The sequence below is a fragment of the Paraburkholderia sp. GAS41 genome (assembly GCF_050436545.1).
GTDB lineage: Bacteria > Pseudomonadota > Gammaproteobacteria > Burkholderiales > Burkholderiaceae > Paraburkholderia.
The window spans coordinates 40,074-63,629 of the sequence record NZ_JBNDMK010000016.1; the positions used below are offsets into that span (position 1 = coordinate 40,074).

The 23,556-nt window shown below is 61.6% G+C and carries 23 protein-coding genes; 14 read left to right on the forward strand and 9 right to left on the reverse strand.

All coding sequences use genetic code 11. From position 1 onward, the window contains the following. Positions 1-4 precede the first annotated feature (4 nt). The gene (locus P3T43_RS21345) at positions 5-145 is read right to left on the reverse strand and encodes a hypothetical protein (RefSeq protein WP_429283031.1); all 141 of its coding nucleotides are present in this window, start codon (positions 143-145) and stop codon (positions 5-7) included. A gap of 1,272 nt (positions 146-1,417) precedes the next feature. Here P3T43_RS21345 and P3T43_RS21350 point away from each other — a divergent pair. The 5 genes from P3T43_RS21350 (at position 1,418) to P3T43_RS21370 (ending at position 4,882) form a co-directional block, all read left to right on the forward strand. Continuing rightward, positions 1,418-1,696 (forward strand): hypothetical protein, encoded by a 279-nt coding sequence (locus P3T43_RS21350; protein ID WP_429283032.1) that lies wholly within the window; start codon positions 1,418-1,420, stop codon positions 1,694-1,696. Between the two features lie 447 nt (positions 1,697-2,143). Then, positions 2,144-2,977, forward strand: coding sequence for a hypothetical protein (locus P3T43_RS21355; RefSeq protein ID WP_429283033.1), 834 nt, complete (start codon positions 2,144-2,146; stop codon positions 2,975-2,977). 187 nt (positions 2,978-3,164) lie between these two features. Next, positions 3,165-3,695, forward strand: coding sequence for a hypothetical protein (locus tag P3T43_RS21360; RefSeq protein WP_429283034.1), 531 nt, complete (start codon positions 3,165-3,167; stop codon positions 3,693-3,695). 671 nt (positions 3,696-4,366) lie between these two features. Further along, entirely contained in the window at positions 4,367-4,609 is a 243-nt protein-coding gene (locus P3T43_RS21365; RefSeq protein ID WP_429283035.1) for a hypothetical protein, read from the forward strand. Positions 4,610-4,747: 138 nt separating this feature from the next. Beyond that, the gene (locus P3T43_RS21370; RefSeq protein ID WP_429283036.1) at positions 4,748-4,882 is read left to right on the forward strand and encodes a hypothetical protein; all 135 of its coding nucleotides are present in this window, start codon (positions 4,748-4,750) and stop codon (positions 4,880-4,882) included. Between the two features lie 415 nt (positions 4,883-5,297). Here P3T43_RS21370 and P3T43_RS21375 read toward each other — a convergent pair whose 3' ends face one another. The 7 genes from P3T43_RS21375 to P3T43_RS21405 all read right to left on the reverse strand — a co-directional run bounded on the left by P3T43_RS21375 (position 5,298) and on the right by P3T43_RS21405 (position 12,759). After that, positions 5,298-5,540, reverse strand: a complete 243-nt coding sequence (locus tag P3T43_RS21375; protein WP_429283037.1) for a hypothetical protein — start codon at positions 5,538-5,540, stop codon at positions 5,298-5,300. Between the two features lie 158 nt (positions 5,541-5,698). Then, positions 5,699-6,313: a hypothetical protein gene (locus P3T43_RS21380; RefSeq protein WP_429283038.1), complete on the reverse strand. Its 615-nt coding sequence runs from the start codon at positions 6,311-6,313 to the stop codon at positions 5,699-5,701. Positions 6,314-6,415: 102 nt separating this feature from the next. Next, positions 6,416-7,534 (reverse strand): integrase domain-containing protein, encoded by a 1,119-nt coding sequence (locus P3T43_RS21385; RefSeq protein WP_429283039.1) that lies wholly within the window; start codon positions 7,532-7,534, stop codon positions 6,416-6,418. Positions 7,535-8,363: 829 nt separating this feature from the next. Next, positions 8,364-9,389 (reverse strand): UDP-glucose 4-epimerase GalE, encoded by a 1,026-nt coding sequence (gene galE, locus P3T43_RS21390; RefSeq protein ID WP_429283040.1) that lies wholly within the window; start codon positions 9,387-9,389, stop codon positions 8,364-8,366. A gap of 11 nt (positions 9,390-9,400) precedes the next feature. Further along, positions 9,401-10,582 (reverse strand): glycosyltransferase family 4 protein, encoded by a 1,182-nt coding sequence (locus P3T43_RS21395; RefSeq protein WP_429283041.1) that lies wholly within the window; start codon positions 10,580-10,582, stop codon positions 9,401-9,403. A 24-nt stretch (positions 10,583-10,606) separates the two neighbouring features. Continuing rightward, on the reverse strand, positions 10,607-11,488 hold the full coding sequence (locus P3T43_RS21400) for a glycosyltransferase (protein WP_429283042.1): 882 nt from the start codon (positions 11,486-11,488) through the stop codon (positions 10,607-10,609). Further along, positions 11,485-12,759 (reverse strand): oligosaccharide flippase family protein, encoded by a 1,275-nt coding sequence (locus P3T43_RS21405; RefSeq protein ID WP_429283146.1) that lies wholly within the window; start codon positions 12,757-12,759, stop codon positions 11,485-11,487. Before P3T43_RS21405 ends, P3T43_RS21400 begins: the two co-directional genes overlap by 4 nt. Before the next feature lie 272 nt (positions 12,760-13,031). Between P3T43_RS21405 and P3T43_RS21410 the strand changes: the two genes are divergently transcribed. The 9 genes from P3T43_RS21410 to P3T43_RS21450 all read left to right on the forward strand — a co-directional run bounded on the left by P3T43_RS21410 (position 13,032) and on the right by P3T43_RS21450 (position 22,871). Then, positions 13,032-14,426: a phosphomannomutase/phosphoglucomutase gene (locus tag P3T43_RS21410; protein WP_429283043.1), complete on the forward strand. Its 1,395-nt coding sequence runs from the start codon at positions 13,032-13,034 to the stop codon at positions 14,424-14,426. A 350-nt stretch (positions 14,427-14,776) separates the two neighbouring features. Continuing rightward, on the forward strand, positions 14,777-17,029 hold the full coding sequence (locus P3T43_RS21415; protein WP_429283044.1) for a TonB-dependent receptor: 2,253 nt from the start codon (positions 14,777-14,779) through the stop codon (positions 17,027-17,029). A gap of 82 nt (positions 17,030-17,111) precedes the next feature. Further along, entirely contained in the window at positions 17,112-17,795 is a 684-nt protein-coding gene (locus P3T43_RS21420; RefSeq protein ID WP_429283045.1) for a Fe2+-dependent dioxygenase, read from the forward strand. 62 nt (positions 17,796-17,857) lie between these two features. Further along, positions 17,858-18,493, forward strand: a complete 636-nt coding sequence (locus tag P3T43_RS21425) for a PepSY-associated TM helix domain-containing protein (protein ID WP_429283147.1) — start codon at positions 17,858-17,860, stop codon at positions 18,491-18,493. Between the two features lie 189 nt (positions 18,494-18,682). Beyond that, positions 18,683-19,684 (forward strand): lipopolysaccharide heptosyltransferase I, encoded by a 1,002-nt coding sequence (waaC, locus tag P3T43_RS21430; protein ID WP_429283046.1) that lies wholly within the window; start codon positions 18,683-18,685, stop codon positions 19,682-19,684. Positions 19,685-19,805: 121 nt separating this feature from the next. Next, positions 19,806-20,690 carry a Kdo hydroxylase family protein gene (locus tag P3T43_RS21435; RefSeq protein ID WP_429283047.1) on the forward strand — a complete coding sequence of 295 codons (885 nt, stop codon included), beginning with the start codon at positions 19,806-19,808 and terminating at the stop codon, positions 20,688-20,690. Positions 20,691-20,757: 67 nt separating this feature from the next. Further along, positions 20,758-22,059 carry a lipid IV(A) 3-deoxy-D-manno-octulosonic acid transferase gene (gene waaA / locus P3T43_RS21440; RefSeq protein ID WP_429283048.1) on the forward strand — a complete coding sequence of 434 codons (1,302 nt, stop codon included), beginning with the start codon at positions 20,758-20,760 and terminating at the stop codon, positions 22,057-22,059. Positions 22,060-22,179: 120 nt separating this feature from the next. Then, positions 22,180-22,581 (forward strand): hypothetical protein, encoded by a 402-nt coding sequence (locus P3T43_RS21445; RefSeq protein WP_429283049.1) that lies wholly within the window; start codon positions 22,180-22,182, stop codon positions 22,579-22,581. After that, positions 22,527-22,871 (forward strand): hypothetical protein, encoded by a 345-nt coding sequence (locus P3T43_RS21450; RefSeq protein WP_429283050.1) that lies wholly within the window; start codon positions 22,527-22,529, stop codon positions 22,869-22,871. The genes P3T43_RS21445 and P3T43_RS21450 overlap by 55 nt, the downstream gene beginning before the upstream one ends. Positions 22,872-22,905: 34 nt before the next feature. Here P3T43_RS21450 and ureG read toward each other — a convergent pair whose 3' ends face one another. Further along, positions 22,906-23,553 carry an urease accessory protein UreG gene (gene ureG, locus P3T43_RS21455; RefSeq protein WP_429283051.1) on the reverse strand — a complete coding sequence of 216 codons (648 nt, stop codon included), beginning with the start codon at positions 23,551-23,553 and terminating at the stop codon, positions 22,906-22,908. Positions 23,554-23,556: the final 3 nt, after the last annotated feature.

Here is a 23,556-nt window from a genome sequence, read left to right on the forward strand (position 1 = left end):
ACCGTCAGCTCGCGCCCAGCGAGAGGAATTCTTCATTGGCGACACCGTTGGATTCATCGACAAACATCTGAGCGAGCGAGTCGGCATTATCGTCCGACTGAATGCGAAAGCCGCGTCTATCACCGGGAATGATTCTGAAGGTCATTGGCGCGTCCCGTACGCTATGCTGCGAAAGACTGTCGACAGCGAACCGCGCAGGCTCCTCAACGCGGGTTCCACGGATGGAGACGCTTTCAACCCTTATGCATCAAAGTGCGTCGCTTTAAGCTATGACGCGACATACCAATTCGGTGTTGATCACCCATCACCTAGGTTCGCGCTGATACTACCAGACGTCTCCCCCGCAGGCATGCCTGACGACGTCAGTCGCACGGTTAGAAACGGGGTCTCTGATTTTTAAAGGATTTTTGGTGTCCTGGCTTCCCATTCGGGGTGAGAGCCGCATAGCAGGGGGGTTTGGTATGCCCCCTCACAGCATCATCGATACACGAAAAACCTGTCACTGCTGAAATTTCACGTCGCACGCGTCATGGATTTGCTGCCGATGCTCGGCACAGTTCGGATCATGAACTGCTGCAGTACGCGGATCGGTGCAGCGTTTCCCGGTGGTGCGAAGACAAGCCGGACCGGGCGCCCGTCACGGCGCCGCTACATCACGGCTTGCGCCGGGCATCGCGCAGTCATCCGACCGTCCGCGATATCCAGAACTGTAACGTCATCGCGCACCTGCGTGAGCGTGCCAGCGTGGACCCGGGTACCAAGGCCTCTGGCTCCCCCACACCTGTCCCAGCAAACGCACACCGAACCGTCCCCGGTTCGCCAATGCGTAGTCGGACGTAGCAAGCAACTTCGTCAGCGCCTTGTTGTCGATGGCGTGGCCTGTCATGGTCGCCGGCATCCGTTTTGCGACCGGCCATGACAGACAGAACAAAAAGTGCCAGTGATCGAGGGATGGCCATCGGCGCCCCCTGGCTTGCGTGCTGTCAAGGTCGGAATCCCGCGTTCTGCCAGAGCGTTGCCGCTAGCGCGAGCTGGGGCGTGGGCAGCCGGGCGCATCAGATAGCTGGACTGGGATGATCCATCCCGATCACCAGGTTTTACGACGGCCAATCGGCCGACGGCAGCGGCATTTGTGCGGGCGCCCATTGGCGAACCGCCCAGCGAAGCGCAGCAGCGCAGCAGGAGAATGCCATGACGGCACGAGCGACCGCCTCATAGACCACGGTATTCCGCAAAAGATGCGAGTCGCAAACGTGCTCCGCGACATCCCCGGGCGCGGTTCGATTCCATAGCTTACCAGCGTCGTTTCCAAAATTGGGTTCAAAAGACCCCCCAAAATCGCGTGATTTTCGAGCCCAACGGCGCCCCTGCCCCTTGTAACCTGTGTGTGTCGGCAACTCATTTGAAGGAGATACAGATGGTCTACCAGGTGCGAGTTTTCCGGCTGCCAAATGGCGCGCTAGCAATTGCATTTTTGCTAGCGAGAACGCTGATCCTTGTCGTCCCCAGCGCAGTAAAGGATCTTGTCGATTCGGTACTGGGTGGCGTTTCAGGTGATCGTGCTTCACTTGACCAGATCCTGTCGGGGCCACACAAAGGGCGTTGGACTCTGACCATCCTCGGAAGTGTGTTCCGCGTGGACGAATGCGACGTCATCGCCCTCCGGGCCGAACTTGGACGTGAATTCTCTCGCTGAGGATTGCCAGGTTGGTCTGAGCGCCTACTTTGAGCTTCGTCCAGAGCAGGCGTTCAATTGGCGCGGCTATAGAACGATCGATCCCGTAAGCAAGTGGCGTTCTTTTGCGTATTCGCGTCATTTTCCCGGAGGGTAGACTCGACTCCAGGGTTTCAGTCAACAGCACGAATCTGCGCGTGCTACGGCCCTCTCCAGGGGATGGACTTGCATCTTGATCAGATTTTTATATACACAGGATAACGAAGCATTATGAATCGCACGGGTAAACACCAATTTTATCGGACTGATTGCCGTGACGACGTCCATGCCCGACGGCGCATCGCACCGCGGCATCCGGGTCTGTCGCAATCCAAACGATTCCGATAGTCTTTGACCAGCCCGAAACACACGTCTGGTTCACCGTACTTCCCGCAACGCACACGATATCTGGCTAACAGGAGAAAGCAGATGGAAAACTCACACCTCATCCTTTTGAGCGGCAGTGATATGCAGGAAACTGTATCCGGCGAACTCGTTCACTCACGCCTCGGCGGAATGCTCGTGCGAGTGGACGCCCAACGAAAAACGCCGGGACTTTCTGAATCCGACGTTGTCCGCCTCCACCCCAACCAGCTTGAGCAGCTTTACTACCAGTTGCCGGCTTCGCGCCGTGTCTGCACCGTCGTCGTCTCCGCAAATGCTGTTCCCGCGACACTCGAATTCCTGGAGCAACATCAGGGTACGGTAAGTGACTTCGGATCCGTAATTTGCACCACCACTCCCAATGCGTCATCGCAGCAGAGCGTTGCCGACAGGCTCCCGCGCCTATCCCGCATGGGTGTAAATCAGAGTCAGCTTGGCGTCCTTTTTACTCAGGCACCGCGCACAGCGACCGTGGACGAAGCTTATGGGCATCTGGTGGCCTTTATCCGCGACAATTTTCCCCGCATCAGCCTCGAGGCGGTTCTGCACCATTCGTCCATTTTTACCCGGATTCGTGAGCTCCAGTTGCCCGTTGCCACAGTGTTGCGCGGCGAAGTGGACTATAAAGCCGCGCTTGACCAGGCACACAAGAATTGTGAGCCTGAGGACGTGCTGAACCAGCTGGCCCGGCAGCTGATGATGCAAAGGGCCCTGTCTGGCTGTAAAGCCGAGATTTCCCGGGCACTCAATACATTGCGCGTACCCGATCTGTTTGAACGCAACCGGCAGCCCCCGGTGCTGACGGAGGGGGCGTTGCTTCTTCCGCAAGCGCCCGTAGCTACGGAAGAGATTATGTCCGAGCAGACCACCGGATCCTAACAGTAATCAGTGCCGTGCCAGACAGCATGTGCACTGGTGGAAGACGGGCAATCCTTGATGACGCTCGGCACAAGTCTCCGGATCGCCCGCCCACGCACCTGGAATCAATCTTCTGCGTTGTCACAACCGCGTGCTTACGGCCGAACATTGGCCATTCATTTATTTGCATCCACCGGGGAGAATTCAATTGAAAGTCGACTTTGTCACACCCGTCAGGCAGAAAATCACCAGGCTCGATCAGGTCGGCGTGCTGCGGCTTCAGGCCCAGCATCTCGGAGTTGCCTACTTTCCGCAAGCCGACGAGACGGTGGTCGACTCGTTGCTCACCCAGCGTCTTTGGGATGAGCGGGGGGTGCAGGCGCACTGGATGCCCAAATTCGGGTTGGCCGCAGGCGCCTTCGTGAATTTAAACGGCGCTGAGCTGCAAATTATGGCTATGCAAGAGGCAAGTCACAGCGAATTTGAAAATGCCTTCGAAGAGGCGCTTGCAGACCCGTTGTGGGTGGCAAGACACGCGGAGATTGCACGCGAATCGATGCTCTCGAAGGTTCAGTTTGCGGCCATGTGCATGGAATTTGCGTGGCAAAGGGCCATGAAAATTCCTGAAACCCGTCCCCTGGAACGTTGGCGGGCGATGTCCATATCCGGGTTCCTGCGCAGAGCCTCGTATTCGCGTACAAAGGGTACATTGCGCGCAGATCGACTTCATCAAGGTTGACACCCGAACGCCCATTGCGAAAGCCGGAACCGGCTGCCCGCGTCGTAAGGTCGAAAGTTGCCGACCTTACACAGGAGCCGACGATTGCTAGCAGGCAACTCAGGGTGGACACTCTTCTATCGGCGTCGATCCTCGCCGCTCAGGCGATGATCGTACGCACGCAGGAACGTTTCTGCAAGACGGACCACACGCGCCTGGACCAAGGTCTTCCTCGATTGAAACATCCGCACGAAGCACCTACGCACAGTCGCGACCACGTTTCTGCATAGGATCTCTTCGCCAAAGCTTTCCCGGGGGGATAGCGCTGCTTTGAGGTAGCAACCTGCCCTGTCCGGGTGGAGAATGATCGAACTGAACGTCTGCTTTCCGGGTCGCGGCAGTCACTTAATAAGGTATACCAATCAATCAGGCAACACAACGTACCGGTAACATATCCGCCAATTTTGGGTAAGCCGTCAATTAACGACACCCTTCCAGTGACGAGCGGGAGGTCGGAAGCTAAGTGTCCGCGTGGACACATGCACTCAGACCTCAATGACAGAGAAACAAGACCTTCGAAGCAGACTGGTGGTCGGGCGAAAGCGGGATGGCCGACGGGAGTTTATTAAGACGCGGTGGCGGAGTTAGTCGCACTGTGCTTGAAGCCGGGCGTGTCGATTGCGCGAACGGCAATGGATCACGACGTCAATCGGAACCAGTTGCGTCGATGGATCGCGCGCCATCAGCAAGGGCAGATTCTGCACGCGCCGGGAGTTCCGGACCCGATGGTAATCGACGATGTCTCGATCGACATCTCCGCTGCGACAGCCCCAAGCCCGATGTATGTGAGTACCGCACCGGCGTTTGTCGCTCTCGTTTCTGCGCCACCTGCGTCGTTGTTACCGCCGACACCAGCCTCTCCAGGTTGTCGATAACATTCGCGCTCCATGTGCGGTTACCCAACGGTGTCGAATTCGATCTTGGCGAAGCTAACGTCAGAGAGCAGCCGACGATCGTGCAAAATGCTCGGGAGACCGGAATGTTCCAGTTCGACGAAGGACTAAAAGGTCTTTGTGCACCGCGAACGCGTTGACTTCCGGATGGACATCAGCGGTCTGTCGAGTCTCGTCGAACAGGCAATGTCACTCAATCCAATGGCGCAGGCGACCCGCTGTGGCGAGTCGATAGACGAACGATCCAATGCTTGAGCGTACCGAAGACATGCTCGACGGTACTTCGGCGGATGGCCATTTCATCGGGTGTCGATCAAGCCAGCGCCGCATGGCTTCCAGTATATTTTCGTGCTCCCATCGTCGAATGCGGCACGCGCCCCGTGTTCGCCGATTGGTCGCTGTCTAACTAGGAGAGGCTAGAGCCGGAGCGACGTCATTTTCGGGCGTCGCCACATCCGGTCCGGGCAACGCGCCGCTTAGTTTTGTCTCATCGTGCGACAACGAGTTTTCCAAATATTATAAAAATCAAGGACTTGAAAGTGGGTGCCATGCGAGTGAATACCGATTTTGTATAGCAGGGGGGAATTTTGGAGTCGCGCGGCGCGAGAAGATTGTGGTGGTACCGGCTGCGCACAGGCGATGATCCGGTACGACCCGAGGCGCGAACTCTCTACTCGGACCTACCCTTGGCAAAAATACAATGAGCGCTCACGCCAAGGCCGTACTGGCGCATCCAATGCTCCTGCACCCCAGGTTCACGCAACAGATGCGGTGTGAGCAGAGGGTCGACCACCGTCCTGCCTTTAAGAGGGAAATGCATCATCCCAGATTGATTAGCGGCTAGTTTCAGCGTGTTGACCGGATCGAGTGCGCAAATTGTCGTATCGGTCGCGGTGGCATAGTCGGTGTTCATTCGTGTTCTCCCGGTGAGTGCATTTGAAGAGAGGGTTAATGTTTGCCCGGAAGCGCGCGGTCGCTTAAGGGCGGTTGCCAGCGGGCGGAAAGAGGGCGGAAGGGCGCCCCTCGTAGTTGCGCTTTCACGTTGCCACCGGGCGAGCCTTCTGCACGTTTTCAGACCTCGTTTCCTGAATCGGTATACGGTCCTGAAGCCGGCTCGACGAGCCGGCGCTCATACATGCGTTTGCCGTTGCGGGCATTCTGGATGCGCATTCTCCGGACAGCAGTTGTCAACACAGCGAGCACACCCGGGTTATGCCCGGCATACACCAGGAGGGTGCCCAGCATGGTCAGCATCGTGAGGAGCGCATCGATATCCTTTTGGACAGATCGGGCGTGGACGACGAACCGGGTCAGCTCGTCGGGACCGATGTCTCCAAGCCGTGCGGGCAGCGTGCCATGCTCTCCAGCGAACGTGCTGTATGCAACCCAGGTATCAAGCAGGAGTGCGCCCACGTGTGCATTGCAGCCTGTGCTGTTGATGACAGTCTGTACCTCTACATGTATCTGCGGTTGCAGCGATGTGGAGCCGGTGTCTGCGGCACCAGTGCCAGCAGATAGCGCTGCCTCGGAGCATGTGGGCGTCCCGGACATCACCGGTGTCCCGGGCGTCGTCTGGATCGCGTTGATCGTGGAGGGCGTGACGGGCGTGGCGCCCGACGTCAGTCCTTGCACGAGCAATGGCGTGCTGGCCGGTTCGACGGAGACTCGTTTATCGTACTGTTTCATAAAAATATCGGTATCCTATCTATGTGAATGGGTGGTCGGGATGTAGATCCATCAGATCGTCTGTGTGCAGTTGGTGAGATCGTGAGCCATGCGTCAAACTTTTCAAAGCACGGGCTGGCGCCGGCTTCCACCGGTACGCCTGCGGACAGCGGATGCATCCACCACAGGTAAGGCGTTCGTTGGGAAATCCATCCGACCGATGGGAAATCCACTCAGGCGCGCGTGCTTCAGCTTTGCCTCGCGCCGTGCATTTGCGCGAGGTACTTTCGTTGCCGGACTGCGGCGATGCGCCTCGCTTTTACGAAGCTTCATGCAGCCCTTGAAGCGCTCCGCGATCGGCTGACAGTAGTAGGCACAAATCATGGCCGCACGACTTGGACCATGGCCCATGGAGCCGCTCAGGCGAACCAGTGTCTCGTAGGGAGCTATGCCGCTATCCAGAAGCTGATGTGCCAGATCGAGCGCATAGGTGTAGCGGAGGCTATGGAAAGATAGTTCTCCGACCATCCCTAATCGTTGCAGCAGACTTTTAAGTCGGTTGAGCGCTGACTCCAACGTCCTGCCGCGCCCCGTAATGAGTTCATAGTTATGCGCGACGGCATACTGCAGAGCGGCTTCAATCGCCGCGAGGGTCTCGGCACGGTGGCTCTCCAGCACTTCCACTTCCCGGGGGCGCAGGTTCTTGGCCCCCCTCATCACGTGGAGTGTGGTTTTGCCGTTGAGCAGCGCATCGCGCCACATGCGCAGATCCCGGGCGCACATGAGGGCTTCCATCCTGCGCAGCCCCAGGAGGCGAGCGAGGGCAATCAGGTGCACAAGACCGCGGTCGATGCGGGCGGCACGCTCAAGCAGCGCCTTGATTTCTTCCTGCGACTGGGCGCGGCGGGCGCCCTTGCGAATGCGAAGAGGCAGGCCGAGCTGCTGGTTGCTGCAGCTCCTGCTGATGTTGTTCCCCAGTGCCCCGCAAACGACGCGGATGGCCGAGAATTCGTTCGTCATATGCTCAGGCGTCGCACCTGCAACAATGCGATGGACCGCATACATCTTCACATGCCAGGGCCTGATGTCGGCCAACGAACGCGTCAGAGCCTTCAATAGATCACGCAGGAAGCGCAGAAACGGCGTAACCAGATAACGCCGGTTTTTCTGATGTTTGACACTACCACCCAAAATGGCATTCGCCTCGGAGATCTGGTGGATGGCGTCGGCAAGCATGGCCATAGGTATATCCTCCTCTTAAAGCAGCAAGCCAGGCGGTGGCAAATGTGCGTCGCGTGCCGGCGGAAGGCGCGAGCGCACCCCCAGGGGGCGCGGGCGTGCCGCGCCATATGACTACGGCCTTTTAGCCGTGTTGAATCACGCTGGTCATGCAGGGGCGGACGGCCAGCTGTGGTGCCTGGGAGGCGTTGCTGGTTCATGGGGAAGCGGGGTAGAAGACACACCAGAAAAAAGGCGTTGAGTTGGGAGATCCGATGTTTTGGATAGGGGTGGTCTGCTTGCTTGGGAGTGTGGCACCCGGAAGTGGCTCTGCCTTACATGCGGCGGCTGGCGCCGATCGCATGTGTCAAGGTAGAAGGCCGGCGCGCATGCAGCGCGCGTGGGCTATTGATGTGCCAGGAAGCGGCACGATTGATCGAATGCGCGGGTAGCTGAGGGGACGCTGGCGCCAGACGTGGCGCGAAGCAGACCAATCGATCCTCGAGAGGCACACCGACGGCGGCCCATGAACAACAACTCGAAATCAACAGGCAATGGCTTGCCTGTCTTTTGGATCGATGCCCAAGGCACATGGCCGAAGGCAGAACAGCGCTTGCTGTTAATACCCTGAAGATCAGGGGGTGGTTCATGCCGAAAACGGCGAGTAAGCGCAGTGATACTACCGTATGGAACTGTCCGCGCGCAAGTGGTCGAGAATTTATTTTCAGTTGCTGCTTCCAGGGCAGCGTCGGAACCCAGGGCAGCGCCCAAAAGCGCCAGTTGTTGCCCCGGGCCAGCGAGCCGACGCATCCCGGGGCCTGCCGGGACGCATCGGCGTGGTGACATCCAGACGTTACGCTGCAAACCCCCGCGGATTCTTTTCCTGCCACCGCCAGTGGTCCACACACATGCGCTCGATGCCAAACTGTGCCTGCCACCCGAGCAGCTTCGCCGCCGCAGCCGGGTCGGCATAACACGACGCCACATCACCGGGGCGCCGCGCCACGATCTCATACGGCACTGGCCGGCCTGACGCCCGTTGGAACGAGCGCACCACGTCGAGCACGCTATACCCATGACCTGTCCCCAGGTTCACCACAAAGCTCGCATCGTGTTTGACGAGCGCATCGAGTGCCGCGATGTGCCCACGCGCCAGATCGACCACATGAATGTAATCGCGCACGCCGGTGCCATCCGGCGTGTCATAGTCGCCACCGAACACGCGCAGCTTCTCGAGCTTGCCCACCGCCACCTGCGCGACATACGGCATCAGGTTGTTCGGCACGCCACCCGGATCTTCACCGATCAACCCGCTTTCGTGCGCGCCGACCGGATTGAAATAGCGCAGCGTGGCGATGCGCCAGCTCGGGTCCGACAGCTCGAGATCGCGCAGCACCTGTTCGGCGATCAGCTTCGACTGTCCGTACGGATTGGTCGCCGACAGCGGAAATGATTCGTCGATCGGCGAGCTCTTCGGCACGCCATACACGGTGGCCGACGAGCTGAACACGAACTGCTTCACGTTGCGATCGCGCATCACGGCGAGCAACGCGAGCAGGCTGCCGACGTTGTTGCTGTAGTACTCGATCGGCTTCGCCACCGATTCGCCCACCGCCTTCAACGCTGCAAAATGGATCCCGCCCGTCACTGGATGCGCATCGAAAATCCGGTGCAGCACTGCTTCGTCGCGCGCATCGGCTTCGTAGAACGTCACGGACTTGCCCGTGATGCGTTCGACGCGCGCGAGCGATTCGCGATTGCTGTTCACGAGATTGTCGATCACGACGACGTCGTAGCCATCGTTCAACAGTTCGACGCACGTATGCGAGCCGATAAAACCCGCGCCGCCCGTTACCAGAATCGTGCCCTTCGTGGCCATGCTGTGCTCCGTTAGAGTGAAACGCCCGTCAAGTTGCGAACCAGGTCCTTATATTTTTCTATCACTACGCGCTCGTCGAATTCGGCTGCGACTTTCTGCCGGCCGCGTTCGCCCATGGCGCGGCGTGCCTCGCCGCTCATGTCGAGCATCTGCGCGAGCCGCTCTGCCAGACTGTCGGCATTGCGGACTTCGCACAGCAAACCATTGACGCCCTCTGCAACCACTTCCCGGCAACCGGGCACGTCGGTCGCGACGATCGGCCGGCCCATCGCCGAGGCTTCCATCAGCGTACGCGGCACCCCCTCGCGGTACGAGGGCAAGACGACGCAGTCCGCCGCGGCGATAAACGGCCGCACATCGTGCGCCTCGCCGAGGTATTCGATCACGCCTTCCTGCTCCCATGCGGCCACTTCTGCACGTGAAATCGCACTGGGATTATCCACACCCACCGGCCCCAGCAGACGAAAGCGCGCGTGCGGGTAGCGTGCGCGCAAGCGTCGCGCGGCCTCTACGTACTCTGCCACGCCCTTGTCCCACAGCAGCCGGCCAATCAGCACGAAGTCGAAATGCGGCTTGTCCGTCAATGGCGTGAAAGCGAATTGCTCGAGGTCCACGCCTTCGCCGTGCAGCAAGCGGGCGCGTTCCGGATGCACGAGCAGCTTCTGATCGACGAAGGCAGCTTGATCGTCGCGGTTCAGAAACCACACTTCGCGCGGGAAGCGGAACGCGAAACGGTACAGCTTTTTTGCCACCTGGGCCGCGCGGCTCTGCTGGATGAAGACGTAGCCGAGCCCCGTGGTGACCGCGACCGAATCGACGCCCGCTAGCTTAGCCGCAATCGAACCGTAAATGTTCGGCTTGATCGTGTAGTGAAACACGATGTGCGGCCGGATAGCCCGATAGTGGCGGTACAGCGCCCACAGCGTGCGCAGGTCGTGGCGCGGATCGGTGCCTTTCGATGCCACGGGCAGATCGATGCAGTTGCAGCCCATCGCGCTCAGCAGTTCGAAGGTACGGTCGCGCGGCGCCAGCACCGTCACCTCGACGCCGCGCAAGACGAGTTCGCGAATCAGCCCTTGCCGGTAGGTATAGATTGCCCAGGCAGTGTTGCAGACAAGTGTAATGCGCAGCGAAACATGGGAAACATCGGAAACATTCGAAACGCGGGAACCGTGGTGACCGTTGGGCTTCATCGTGGTTTGACAGGAGCTTCAGTTTCAGTGACCGGCACGCGGCGCGAACAGCCGGCGTTTGACGGCCTGTAGCGTGCGATAGGGGGTGACGAAATGCAGCAGGTTCTTCGCGAGTCCCAGCCAGTCGTACAGATTGCCCGCATTGAAGTAATGCAGTTGCAACCGTAGCGTCGAGCCCACCTGACGGCGCCGTCTGGTCGCGCTGATGCCGCCTTCGTTCAACTCGTAGTACAGGCCCAGTTCGGGCAGGTTGGCGCAGTCATAGCGTTCCATCAGACGCAGGAACAGATCCAGGTCTTCGGCCGAGCGGTAGTCCGCGCGATAGTTGCCCACCTCGCGCACCGCGTCGATGCGCAGCGTCATGGATGGGTGCGCGAGGCAACTGCGATAAAAACGCAGACGGCGGATCGCCTCCGGTGCCGCAGGCGGCGTCAGCATGAAAAGCGGCTGGCCGTCGCGCGTGACCACCTGGGTCCACATGCCGAGGCCGGCCACGCGCGGGTTGGCTTCCAGAAAAGCGCGTTGCCTCGCGAGCCGGTGCGGCACGGTCAGATCGCCTGCGTCGATACGGGCCGCATAGCGAAAGCCGCGTTCGGCGAGGGCGTCAATGCCCGTCTGCAGCGCCTTTTCGATGCCACCGTTTTGCGGCATGCGCAGGACTTCGATCTTCAGGTTCGGCACTGCAGGGGCGACGATCGGCGGCGTGCTGCCGTCGTCGACGATCAGGACATGCACCGGCGCATCTTCGCTAAACGAGGCGAGCGTGCGTTCGATGTCTGTCTGGCCGTTGTATGCGGGCAATAGCACCGCAACGTCGTCGAGCGTGACGGGGGCTGACGTGCCGAATGATCCGAAAGAACCGGACGAACCGGTAAAAGATTGCGCGGCGGCGGATGAATTCGTCATGAGCGCAGCTTGAGGCGGATGTAGTAAAGGTTGACCGACGCTGCGACCAGATAGCCCACCGCGAGGCCGACCAGCGCACCATAAGCGCCAAGGCGCGGAATCGCCAGCAGATTGACGATGAACGCCACGGCGAGCGCCAGCAGCCACTTGGACAGCAACACGAACTTCGCCTGGTATTTCAGCACAATCAGATTGCCGATCGCTTCGATGCCAGCCGGCACGGAGAGCCACACGGCCCAGCGGAAAATATCGATGGCGCCTTCGTAAGCCGGCCCGAACACGCGGCGGATGATGATACCCGCCAGCAGATCGAGCACCACTGCGCCGCCGATCATCAAGGCCGCGGTCATGGCGGTCAGGCGCCAGATGTTACGGCGCAGATGGGCGGGTTCCTGCACGCGGTAGACGAAAGCCGGTGCGATGGTTTGCGCGAGCATCAGTGCGAGCGTGATCCAGTTTTCGTTGAGTTGCTGGGCGGCCGAATAACGGCCGAGGTCCGCGAACGAAATGGCGCGCTCCAGCATCAGCCGGTCGAGCTTGAGAAACAGATACATGCAGATCAGGCCGAGCCAGAACACCGTGCCGGCGGTCGCGAAGTGCCTGAAAAGCGCGCGGTCGAGGTGCCAGCCGAGCTGGCCGCCATGCCGCCGGATGTAATACACGAGCAGCACCGCACCGATCGCCGCCGACTCCAGCGCCCACAGCCAGCCGAAGCGCGCGGGTGTGGTGGCGGTGCGCACCAGCAGATACACGAGCCCGGCCTTCACGATCGCGGTGCTCATGCTGGTGAGCAATTGCGGCTTGCTGTAGGTCATGCTTTGCAGCCACGAATTGATGACGCCCACGAACGGCTCGCGAAACAGCATCGTCACGGCGAGACCTGCGAGCATCGCGCCGACGAGTGGATCGGTGAGTCCGGCAGCAATGCCGATCCAGCTGAGTATCAACGCGCCGGCCGAAACCGACAGCCGCAACGCAAAGGCGCTGCCGAGCACGGTGCCCAGTTGCTCAGGCGGCCGCTTGACGATGGTCGGCACGAGAATCTCGGCGCCGCATACCCAGGTGATGGGCGAGAGCACCAGCAGCAGCGTGTTGGCGTACTGCCATTTGCCGAAGACATCCGGGCCGAAGTAGCGCGCCAGCATGCCGCTGATGACGATCGCCACGGCAATCTGCGTCACCCGTTCCAGGCCGAGCCAGACGATATTCGCAAACGCCCGCGTGACGTCGGGACTGGCGAAGCGATCGGATAAACGTTTGAGCGTCAGCATCCAGCGCCTGCCCGCATCGCCCTCGGTGACACGCATGACACGCATGACGCGGCCGTCAGCGCCATTGCCCGCCTCGCCGTCTGCAGCGGCAACTTTACGAAAGGAGGGCGTCTAAGCATTAGAATAGTGAGCGACAAGGCGTGTCTGAAAAGCGCAATTATAAGTTGGAACCGGAGTGCTTCCGGCAAGGGCGCAGCGCGATGACCACTCATGACGCGGAACACCCTAAAGAGGTGCCGGTCACTTTTTCAATGCACGCAAGTGAGCCAACCATGATTTCCAGATCTATATTCAAGGCGTATGACATTCGTGGCGTGATCGGCAAGACACTCGATGCCGATACCGCCCGTCTGATCGGCCGCGCCTTCGGCAGTGAAGTGCGTGCACAAGGCGGCGATGCCGTCGTGGTGGCCCGTGACGGCCGGCTGTCTGGCCCGGAACTGATCGCGGCATTGTCTGATGGCCTGCGTTCGGCGGGTGTCGATGTGGTCAACGTCGGTATGGTGCCGACGCCGGTCGGCTATTTCGCCGCGAGCGTGCCGCTGCAACTGGCAGGCGGCGAGCGCCGCGTCGATTCCTGCATCGTCGTGACCGGCAGCCACAATCCGCCGGACTATAACGGCTTCAAGATGGTGCTGCGTGGTGCCGCGATCTACGGCGAGCAGATCCAGGCGCTGCATCAGCGTATCGTCGACGACAACTTCGCCAGCGGCAGCGGCAGCTATACGGACTACGACATCGCCGACGCCTACCTCGAGCGCATCGTCAGCGACATCAAGCTCGCGCGGCCGCTGAAGATCGTCGTGGACACCGGCAATGGCGTCGCGGGCGGCCTCGCGCCGAAGCTGTTCAGGAAGCTCGGCTGCGAACTCGTCGAGCTGTTCACGGAGATCGACGGCAACTTCCCGAATCACCATCCGGACCCCGCGCACCCGGAGAATCTCCAGGACGTGATCAAGGCGCTGAAGGAAACCGACGCGGAAATCGGCTTCGCATTCGACGGCGACGGCGACCGTCTCGGCGTCGTGACGAAGGACGGCCAGATCATCTATCCGGACCGTCAACTGATGCTGTTCGCCGAAGAAGTGCTCTCGCGCAACAAGGGCGCGCAGATCATTTACGACGTCAAGTGCACGCGCAATCTGGCGAAGTGGGTGAAGGACAAGGGCGGCGAGCCGTTGATGTGGAAGACCGGTCACTCGCTGGTGAAGGCCAAGCTGCGTGAAACGGGCGCGCCGCTGGCGGGTGAGATGAGCGGCCACGTGTTCTTCAAGGACCGCTGGTACGGCTTCGACGACGGTCTGTACACGGGCGCGCGTCTGCTGGAAATTCTCGCGCGTGCGGCCGATCCGAGCGCGTTGCTGAATTCGCTGCCCAACTCGCATTCCACGCCGGAACTGCAGTTGAAGCTCGAAGAAGGCGAAAACTTCGAACTAATCGCGCGTCTGCAGAAGAGCGCGCAGTTCACCGGCGCCGACGACGTAGTGAAGATCGACGGCTTGCGTGTCGAGTATCCGGATGGCTTCGGACTGGCCCGTTCGTCGAACACGACGCCGGTGGTCGTGATGCGCTTCGAGGCGGATAACGACGCCGCGCTCACGCGCATTCAGGAAGACTTCCGCCGCGTGATCCTGGCCGAAAAGCCGGACGCCAAACTGCCGTACTGAGCGATTGTCGTTAGGCGAGGCACGTATCGCGCGCCTCACCGGACCAACGCAAAACAAGGAACGCCGGCTCGACGCCGGCGTTTCCCTATATAAGCCGGTCCGTCGCAAAAATTACAAAATACTTTCAGTAATAATTCGAAACGATTTAATTGCGTCGCATGGAATCCTTACGATTGAAATGTTTTGAAACATATGAAATGATAGTGATTCTCATTAACTACTAACGCCAGCCCACCGTTTCCTTCCCGTCACCTGGAGGAGCGGCTAGCCAGCCGCCGCTTCCTTTGTCACCTGATCGCTGCCTTCGATGCATGCGCTTCTGACAGGGACCTACCACTGACGAGATTCCCATGTTGAAAAAAACGCCGCTGGCAACAGCGCTGGCGCTAGCTTTGGCTATTCCTTTTTCCGCGCCGGCGTTGGCGCAGACTGCCGGGTCGACCGCCGCGTCGAACGCCTCACCGGCCTACCCGGAAAAGACCGCGCAGGCCGCCCCTTCGAGCGGGACGGCCAATGCGTCTTCCAGCACCCCTTCCAGCGCGACTTCCAGCAATGGCACGCTGCCGGCCATCGCCGTATCGGGCCAGTCCGAGAAGCAGGACTTTCAGGCGGAGCGCTCGACGGTAGGCGCGAAAACGCCCACGGCCTTACGCGACATTCCGCAAACGGTCACGGTCATCAACAAGGCGGTGCTGCAATCGCAGGGCGCGACTTCATTTCAGGACGCGATACGCAACGCGCCCGGCGTGACGATCGGTGCGGCCGAAGGCGGCCAGATCGGCAACAACGTCAACCTGCGCGGCTTTACGGCGCAGAACGACATCTATCTCGACGGTTTCCGCGACCGTAACCAGTACTACCGCGATACGTTCGACCTCGAAGAGATCGAGGTGCTTTACGGCCCTTCGTCGATGCTGTTCGGGCGCGGTTCGACCGGTGGCGTCATCAACCAGGTCAGCAAGAAGGCCAATCTGCAGGAGTCGGGCGAAGTGTCGGCGATGGTCGGCACCAACGACCGCTACCGCACGACCGTCGACCTCAATCATCCGTTGACGGACACCTCCGCGATCCGCATCAACGCGTTCGGCCAGAGTCTGGGCTCGACGCGCGACGTCGAGAAGAACAAGGATTACGGTATCGCGCCCGAAGCGCGTTTCGGCATCGGCACGCCAACCGAGATCACGCTCTCGGCGCTGATCCAGCACAACTACGACATGCCGGACTACGGCGTGCAGGCGCTGAACGGCCATCCGTCGCCGGTGCCGAAGAACACGTTCTATGGCCTCACCAGCGACCGCACCATCCAGGACGTGCAGACGTTCAACGCGGGTATCAAGCACAAGTTCTCGGACGACATCACGCTGCGCAACCAGACGCAAATCTCCCATTCCATGACCGATGCGCGCGAAACCGCGCCGCAAGCGGTGCTGACGGGGCCGCTCGCAACCAGCCCGGCGCTGTCGAACGGCAACTACACGAACCTCTCGCCGTCGCAACTGTTCATCAAGCTGCAGAGCCACGACCGGGTGATCCAGAACCACTCGATCTACAACGACACGACGCTCGAATACAAATTCAACACCGGACTGATCAAGCATGACCTGATCGCCGGTGTCGAAGTGGGACATGACAGCTATTCGAATCAGGCCTACACGCGTGGCAACCTGCCGGTCCTGACGATGCTCAACCCCGCCTACCTGTCCAGCCCGGCAGGCGTGACCACGACAACCGGCAACTACGCCGACTCCGGCTCCAATGAAATTGCCGGCTATGTGAACGATACGGTGTCGATCGGCAGATACTGGAAGCTGATTGGCGGTTTGCGCTGGGATCGCTTCCAGGCGCAGATTCACAATACGATCAGCGCACCGTCGTACGCCACCCAGACCAACTACTTCACCAGCGTGCGGGCCGGTGCGATCTACCAGCCGACCGACTGGCAGTCCTATTACATCTCGTACGGGACATCGTTCGATCCTTCGCTCGAAGCGCTCACGGTCACCAATCTGACGCAGAATCTGGCGCCGGAATCCACCCGCTCGTACGAAGTAGGCGGCAAGTGGGATCTGCTTGGCGGCAACCTGTCGGTGACGTCCGCGTTCTTCCGCGAAGAGATGACCAACGCGCGCACCCAGGTCTCGCCCACCGAGTATGAGCTCGACGGGGATATCCGCGTCGACGGCTTCCAGGCGGGCGTGACGGGCCATATCACCGACAAGTGGCAGGTGTTCGGCGGCTATACGTACATGGACGCCATCATCCTGCAGGCGGCGGACGGTACCCAGGGCCATGTTCCGGCCAATACGCCGCGTAACACCTTGACCTTCTGGACCACGTACTCGCTGACTCCGGCATGGGAAATCGGCGGCGGCCCGAGCTATATGTCGGGGCGCTACGCGTCGAACACCAACTACGTGCAGGTGGGCGGCTACACGCGCTGGGATATGACGGCGGCGTATCACGCGAAACAGTACGACGTGCGTCTAAACCTGCTGAACCTGACCAACAAGAGCTACTACGACGCGCTGATTCCGTCGGACGGCGGCCGTTCGGTGCCAGGCATTGGCCGCACGCTGCTGGCCACGCTCGACTACCGGTTCTGATTCAGGCTTGCACGAAGGCTCGGGGTCACCGTGTTGACGCAAGCTCCTCATACAATGCGGCGACTCCGCGAAGGATTGACTGATGCTCCTGCAGATTCCGAATGTGCTCAACGAGGCGCAAGTGCGCTTCGTCCGCGAGCGGCTCGACACGGCGGGCGACGCCTGGGTCGATGGTCGGGCTACGGCCGGTTATCAGGGTGCGCCGGTCAAACGCAACCAGCAGATCGAGCAGTTTTCGCCGCTGGCGCGCGAACTGGGCGAGGTGATTCTCGCCGAGCTCGAGCGTCATCCGCTCTTCATCAGCGCGGTGTTGCCCAACCAGGTCTATCCGCCGCTGTTCAACCGTTACGAAGGCGGCATGCAGTTCGGCAGTCACGTGGACGGCGCGGTGCGCCTGTTGCCGAACGGCACCAAGGTCCGCACGGACGTCTCGATGACGTTGTTCCTGTGCGAGCCGCATGAGTACGACGGCGGCGAACTGATCATCGAGGACACCTATGGCGTGCAGCAGGTGAAGCTCGCGGCCGGCGACATGATCGTCTATCCGGCGACCAGCCTGCATCAGGTCGCACCCGTCACGCGCGGAGTGCGGCTGGCAAGCTTCTTCTGGGCCCAGAGTCTCGTACGCAGCGATACGCAACGTGCGCTGCTGTTCGATATGGACACGGCCATTCAACGTCTGAACTCAACTCAGGCCGACGACGCGGCACGCCGTAGTCTCGTTGGTTGTTATCACAACTTGTTGCGTCTTTGGAGTGAAACGTGACTGCACCTGTTATCGAGGGCGTCGAGCTCGACTCGAAGCCCAAAACCGTCGCCGCGACGAGCTTGCCGCGGCAACCGAAAAGCGCCCGCCGCCTCACGTTCATCAAGTGGCTGCGCAAGGTGCACGGCTGGATCGGCCTGTGGGGCGCGGCGCTCGGTCTGCTGTTCGGCACCACCGGCTTCCTGCTGAATCATCGCGGCGGCCCGCTGCGGGTCTCGACGGGCGAACCGGTGGTGTCCACCGTGCAGGTGCCGCTGCCGCAACCGGCGCCCGAATCGCCGCGCGAGCTGGCCAAATGGCTCAAGCAGGAACTGAAGCTGACCGGCAAACCGGGCCGCGCGCAAAACGAGCCGGCGCATCGGGTCGCGTGGGGCGAGCGCAGCATGCTCCAGCCGGAACATTGGCAAATCAGCTTCGCCTCGCCGCAGGAAAACACCTCGGCGGAGTACTGGGTCGGCAACGACTTCGTCACCGTGAAGCGCACGGAGAACTCGTTTCTGGCGACGCTCACCAACCTGCACAAGGGCGTCGGGATGAGCGTGGGGTGGGTGCTGGTGATCGATACGCTCGCCGGCAGTCTCATCCTGCTGTCGTTGTCAGGCGTGTTGCTGTGGACCGAACTGAACCGTCGCAAGACGGTGGGCGCGGTGCTCGTCATCGGGTCGATCGTGGCGGCGCTCTGTGTTGGACTGATCTGACCCGGGCGTCGACCGGTTGACCCGGCGAGGGTCGAAACGAGGCGCGCCCACACGCGCCAGACTCGCTTGCCGCCCACGCGGCGCGGTAATCCGTTGCCGCGCCGCGTTTTTTCATGGCTTTTGCACGCGACGCGCTAAAATTGCGGTCCTTTCAACGCATCTTGTGGCCGGCTTCCCGGCGTTCCCCTTTTGAGCGTGCAAAAGATCCTGATCGTGAGGGTGTCGTCATTGGGCGACGTCGTTCACAACATGCCGGTCATCGCGGATATTCGCCGCCGGCACCCCCATGCACAGATCGACTGGCTTGTCGAAGAGAGCTTCGTCGGGCTGGTGCAGCTCGTGAGCGGCGTGCACCGGGCCATCCCCGTGTCGCTGCGGCGCTGGCGCAAACGGCTGCTGTCGCTCGAGAACTGGCGTGAAATCGGCGCGTTTCGCCGCGCGCTCGCCGCCGAGAAGTACGACCTGGTGATCGACTGCCAGGGGCTCATCAAGACCGCGTGGGTGGCGAGCATGGCGCGCGGGCCGGTGGTGGGGCTCGGCAACCGCACGGACGGCGCCGGCTACGAGTGGCCGGTACGCTTCTTCTACGACAAGCGTGTGCCGATCGAGCCGCGTACCCACGTCGTGGAACGCACGCGCCAGCTGGTCGCCGCCGCGCTGGACGATCCAAAGCCCCAGTCAACCGACGACATCGATTTCGGCATCGACACCGGTCGCGCGGCGCTGGCTTTGTCCGAGGCGAATCTGAACCTGCCGGTGCCGTATGTGGTGTTCGTGCATGCCACCTCGCGCGCCGACAAGCAGTGGCCCGACGCCGCGTGGATCGAGCTGGGGCAATCGCTGGTGCTGCGCGGCGCCTCGATCGTGCTGCCGTGGGGCAGCGACGCCGAGCGCCTCACCAGCGAGCGGCTCGCGAAGGAATTCGGCGCGGCGGCCATCGTCCCGCCGCGCCTGTCGCTGCCGGCGGTGGTCGGGCTGATCGACGGTGCCGCCGCTACGGTCGGGGTCGACACCGGTCTGGTTCATATTGCCGCTGCGCTGAAGCGGCCCACAGTCGAGTTGTACAATTTCGCGACCGCCTGGCGCACCGGCGGCTACTGGTCACCGAACGTCGTCAATCTCGGCACGGCTGGCCAGCCGCCGACGTTGCAGCAGGTGAAGGCCGCGCTGACCGGTTTCGGGCTGTTATAGCGCTCATCAGCTGACCGGCCGGGCCACGGTGAAACGCGGCTACGGCTGCGGCTACGCCGCAGGACAGCAGACCGGCCCGCCGACACCTGAATTACGCATCACCCGCTTTTCAAGGGCGACCATGAACGAGACCCAGATCATCGAAGTTGCAAGCGCTGACTGGCACGGACACAACCTGTCCGTGCCGCGCGAGACGCTGCTGGCCGGCGTCGAACGCGGCAAGGTGCTGTATTTTCCCAATCTGCGCTTTGCGATCGAGGGTGGCGAGCAGGCGCTGCTCGACCCGGCGCTGGCCGATCCGAATCGCAAGAACATCAGTCTCGAACCCAACGGCGGCGCGTTGCACGGCGTAGCGGGCGACGCGGTGACGCAATCGGCCGTGCGCGCGTTGATTGCGCGGTATCAGACCAACGCCCGCACGCTGGTAGACGGTCTCTTCCCCGAGTACGACGGCAAGCTGCGCGTCGCGCCCACGAGCCTGCGGCTGCATCAGGTGGAAACGCGCCAGACCTCGTGGCGCAAGGACGATAGCCGGTTGCACGTGGACGCCTTCCCGTCGCGCCCGAACTACGGCGAGCGCATTCTGCGCGTCTTCACCAACGTGAACCCGCTGGGCACACCGCGGGTGTGGCGCGTGGGCGAACCGTTCGAGGACATGGCGAAGCGCTTCCTGCCGCGCATCAAGCCGCAGTTGCCCGCATCCGCGTGGCTGCTGAACCTGCTGCACGTGACCAAGTCGCCGCGCAGCGAGTACGACCATCTGATGCTGAAACTGCACGACGGCATGAAGGCCGATCTCGAGTACCAGAAGTCGAGCCCGCAGGAGACCATGCCGTTTCCGCCGGGCTGCGTGTGGGTGTGCTTCTCGGATCAGACTTCGCATGCCGTCATGTCCGGCCAGTTCATGATGGAGCAGACGTTCTTCCTGCCGGTCAAGGCGATGGCGCAGCCCGAATGCGCGCCGCTCGGCATCCTCGAACGCCTCAAGGGCAGGGCGCTGGTTTGAGCGCCGCCGGCGTTGCGCGGGACCGCGCCGATTTCCACTTCAAGCTGGACCTGAGCGCGGAGCGCGGATGCTAAGGATCATCTACAACGCGCTCTGGTGGATCGTGGCGCCGCTCGCAGTGCTGCGCCTGCTGATCCGTTCGCGTAAGGAGCGTGGCTATCGCCAGCATATCGGCGAGCGTTTCGGCCATACGCGCGGACGGCTGCCCGAGGATGATGCGCCGTTGATCTGGGTGCATGCGGTGTCGGTCGGCGAGACGCGTGCCGCGCAGCCGCTCATCGAGGCGCTCATGAAAGCGCGGCCCGATGCACGCATTCTGCTGACGCATATGACGCCGAGCGGGCGCGCCACCAGCGAGCAGATTTTCGGCGACCGCGTCTTGCGAAGCTACGTCCCGTACGACATGCCGCATGCGGTGCGGCGTTTTCTGCGCGCGTGGCGGCCGTCGCTCGGACTCGTGATGGAGACCGAAGTGTGGCCGACGCTGATCGACGAATGCCGCCGTGCCGATGTGCCGCTGGTGCTCACCAATGCGCGGATGTCGGCGCGCTCGTTCAAGCGCGCCGCGAGGTTCGGCAAGGGTACGCGTGAGGTGTTCGGCGGCTTCTCGCGGGTGCTGGCGCAGAGTCCATCGGACGCGGAACGTTTGACGGCGCTGGGCGCGCGCAACGTGGCGGTGTTCGGCAATCTGAAGTTCGATATGAGCACGCCGCCCGAACTGGCGGCGCGTGGCCACGCCTGGCGCGCGGCAATCGGCGAGCGGCCGGTGTGGGTGGCGGCGAGCACGCGCGAGGGCGAAGAAGAACTCGTGCTGCAGGCGTTTGCGGCGCTGGGCGTCGAGGACGCCCTGCTGATCCTGGTGCCGCGTCATCCGCAGCGGTTCAACGAGGTGGCGGCGCTGGTCGAGAGGGCCGGGCTGCGTTACGAGCGCCGTTCGACGTGGGCGCCGGGCGCAGCGGGAGCGTCGGCGCAGGGCGTCGCGCGTGCGTTGCCGGGGACGGTGAGCGTGCTGCTCGGCGATTCGATGGGCGAACTGGGCGCCTACTATGCGGCTTCGGATCTGGCGTTTATCGGCGGCAGTCTGTTGCCGCTGGGCGGCCAGAATCTGATCGAGGCGTGTGCGGTTGGCGTGCCCGTGCTGATCGGGCCGCACGTGTTCAACTTCACGCAGGCGACGGCGGATGCGGTGGCGGCGGGCGCCGCGGTGCAGGTACAGGATCCGGCGGATCTGGCGCGGGCGCTGCGTGAACTGTTCAATGACAAACCGCGGCGCACGGCCATGGGCGGCGCGGCTTCCGCGTTCGCGGCGCGCCATCGTGGCGCGACCGCACGGACGGTGGATGTGTTGATGGCGTTGTTGCCGGAGTGATGGGCGGCGATGCCTGGCTCGGCGTGTCGTTTCGTGCGGCGCTAAATCGCATATTCTGCGAACAACGGGTAGGGGCGCTCACATTTGCGCGCCGCCCAACGCTTTCTCGATGATCCACCTATGACACTCTTCACCGACCTTGGCTTCGAGTGGAACCGCGCCGCGATTCCCAGCGATCTGCCGACCCATTCGATCAAACGAGTCTGCTTTCGCTTCCATCGGATGCTGCCGGAGTTCGTCTGGGATGCAAGCGTGCTCGAAGGTAATCCGTTTACGTTTCCTGAGGTAAAGACGCTTCTGGATGGAGTAACCGTCGGTGGCCGGAAGGTCTCGGACCAGGAGCAGGTCCTGAATCTCGCAGACAGCTCGAAGTATCTACTTTCGCCTGTTCAACGAGAACGGTTTGCGCTGGACAAGATGACCTTCTGCGATCTCCACCGCATCGTCGCGCGCAACGAGGCGCTCGAGTGGGGCACGTTTCGTGGCGAGGGCGAAGAAACGCACTACACGCGCCCGAACTGAATCGGGTCTTTGCCGCCGGCACACGGGCGCTCATCGAGCAGGTCGGCAATGCGTTCGAACGCGGCTGCGCCTTTTTTCTCTTCGGCGCGCTGCAGCAGTTTTTCTTCGACGGTAACAAGCGCACGTCCCGCTTCATGATGAACGCCGTGCTGATGTCGAACGGCATCGATGCGATCAGCGTCCCGGCACAGCGCGCAGCCGACTTCAACGAAAAGATGGTGCACTTCTATACGTCCAGGGACGCGACCGGGAGGATGGCGTTCCTGCTGGAATGCCATCCGCAGACCTGAGAACGCGTGCCGCGATCCGCAGCGACCGAGCGCCTTACACCATCAACAACCCCTTCTTCTCGATAAACGCAATCACCTCGGCAAGGCCGTCGAGCGTCTTCAGATTGCTCATGACAAACGGCCGCTCGCCGCGCATCTTCTTAGCGTCCGACGCCATCACCTCGAGATTCGCGCCGACCATCGGCGCGAGGTCGGTCTTGTTGATCACCAGAATGTCCGACTTCGTGATCCCCGGGCCGCCCTTGCGCGGAATCTTCTCGCCACCGGCCACATCGATCACATAGATCGTCAGGTCCGACAGTTCCGGGCTGAAGGTTGCGGCGAGATTGTCACCGCCCGATTCGATGAAGACGATGTCGGCATCGGGGAAGCGCGTCAGCATGCGGTCGACGGCTTCCAGATTGATCGACGCATCTTCGCGGATCGCGGTATGCGGGCAGCCGCCCGTTTCCACGCCCATGATGCGCTCGGCCGGCAAGGCGCCGGCGACCGTCAGCAGCCGCTGATCTTCCTTCGTGTAGATGTCGTTGGTGATGGCGACCAGGTCGTAGCGCTCGCGCATCGCCTTGCAGAGCATTTCGAGCAGCGTGGTCTTGCCCGAGCCGACCGGGCCGCCGACGCCTACGCGCAGCGGCGGCAGTTTCTTCGTGCGATGGGCGGTGTGATGCTGAGGTGCGTTCATGAT

What these genes read in the sequence shown, in the direction of transcription:
- P3T43_RS21420 (WP_429283045.1), top strand. Translation starts at nt 17,112, where the DNA reads ATGCTCCTGCAGATTCCGAATGTGCTCAACGAGGCGCAAGTGCGCTTC.
- P3T43_RS21405 (WP_429283146.1), bottom strand. Translation starts at nt 12,759, where the DNA reads ATGCTGACGCTCAAACGTTTATCCGATCGCTTCGCCAGTCCCGACGTC.
- P3T43_RS21415 (WP_429283044.1), top strand. Translation starts at nt 14,777, where the DNA reads ATGTTGAAAAAAACGCCGCTGGCAACAGCGCTGGCGCTAGCTTTGGCT.
- P3T43_RS21400 (WP_429283042.1), bottom strand. Translation starts at nt 11,488, where the DNA reads ATGACGAATTCATCCGCCGCCGCGCAATCTTTTACCGGTTCGTCCGGT.
- galE (WP_429283040.1), bottom strand. Translation starts at nt 9,389, where the DNA reads ATGGCCACGAAGGGCACGATTCTGGTAACGGGCGGCGCGGGTTTTATC.
- P3T43_RS21385 (WP_429283039.1), bottom strand. Translation starts at nt 7,534, where the DNA reads ATGGCCATGCTTGCCGACGCCATCCACCAGATCTCCGAGGCGAATGCC.
- P3T43_RS21380 (WP_429283038.1), bottom strand. Translation starts at nt 6,313, where the DNA reads ATGAAACAGTACGATAAACGAGTCTCCGTCGAACCGGCCAGCACGCCA.
- P3T43_RS21345 (WP_429283031.1), bottom strand. Translation starts at nt 145, where the DNA reads ATGACCTTCAGAATCATTCCCGGTGATAGACGCGGCTTTCGCATTCAG.
- P3T43_RS21445 (WP_429283049.1), top strand. Translation starts at nt 22,180, where the DNA reads ATGACACTCTTCACCGACCTTGGCTTCGAGTGGAACCGCGCCGCGATT.
- P3T43_RS21375 (WP_429283037.1), bottom strand. Translation starts at nt 5,540, where the DNA reads ATGAACACCGACTATGCCACCGCGACCGATACGACAATTTGCGCACTC.
- P3T43_RS21365 (WP_429283035.1), top strand. Translation starts at nt 4,367, where the DNA reads ATGGATCACGACGTCAATCGGAACCAGTTGCGTCGATGGATCGCGCGC.
- ureG (WP_429283051.1), bottom strand. Translation starts at nt 23,553, where the DNA reads ATGAACGCACCTCAGCATCACACCGCCCATCGCACGAAGAAACTGCCG.
- P3T43_RS21410 (WP_429283043.1), top strand. Translation starts at nt 13,032, where the DNA reads ATGATTTCCAGATCTATATTCAAGGCGTATGACATTCGTGGCGTGATC.
- P3T43_RS21435 (WP_429283047.1), top strand. Translation starts at nt 19,806, where the DNA reads ATGAACGAGACCCAGATCATCGAAGTTGCAAGCGCTGACTGGCACGGA.
- P3T43_RS21350 (WP_429283032.1), top strand. Translation starts at nt 1,418, where the DNA reads ATGGTCTACCAGGTGCGAGTTTTCCGGCTGCCAAATGGCGCGCTAGCA.
- waaA (WP_429283048.1), top strand. Translation starts at nt 20,758, where the DNA reads ATGCTAAGGATCATCTACAACGCGCTCTGGTGGATCGTGGCGCCGCTC.
- P3T43_RS21395 (WP_429283041.1), bottom strand. Translation starts at nt 10,582, where the DNA reads ATGAAGCCCAACGGTCACCACGGTTCCCGCGTTTCGAATGTTTCCGAT.
- P3T43_RS21355 (WP_429283033.1), top strand. Translation starts at nt 2,144, where the DNA reads ATGGAAAACTCACACCTCATCCTTTTGAGCGGCAGTGATATGCAGGAA.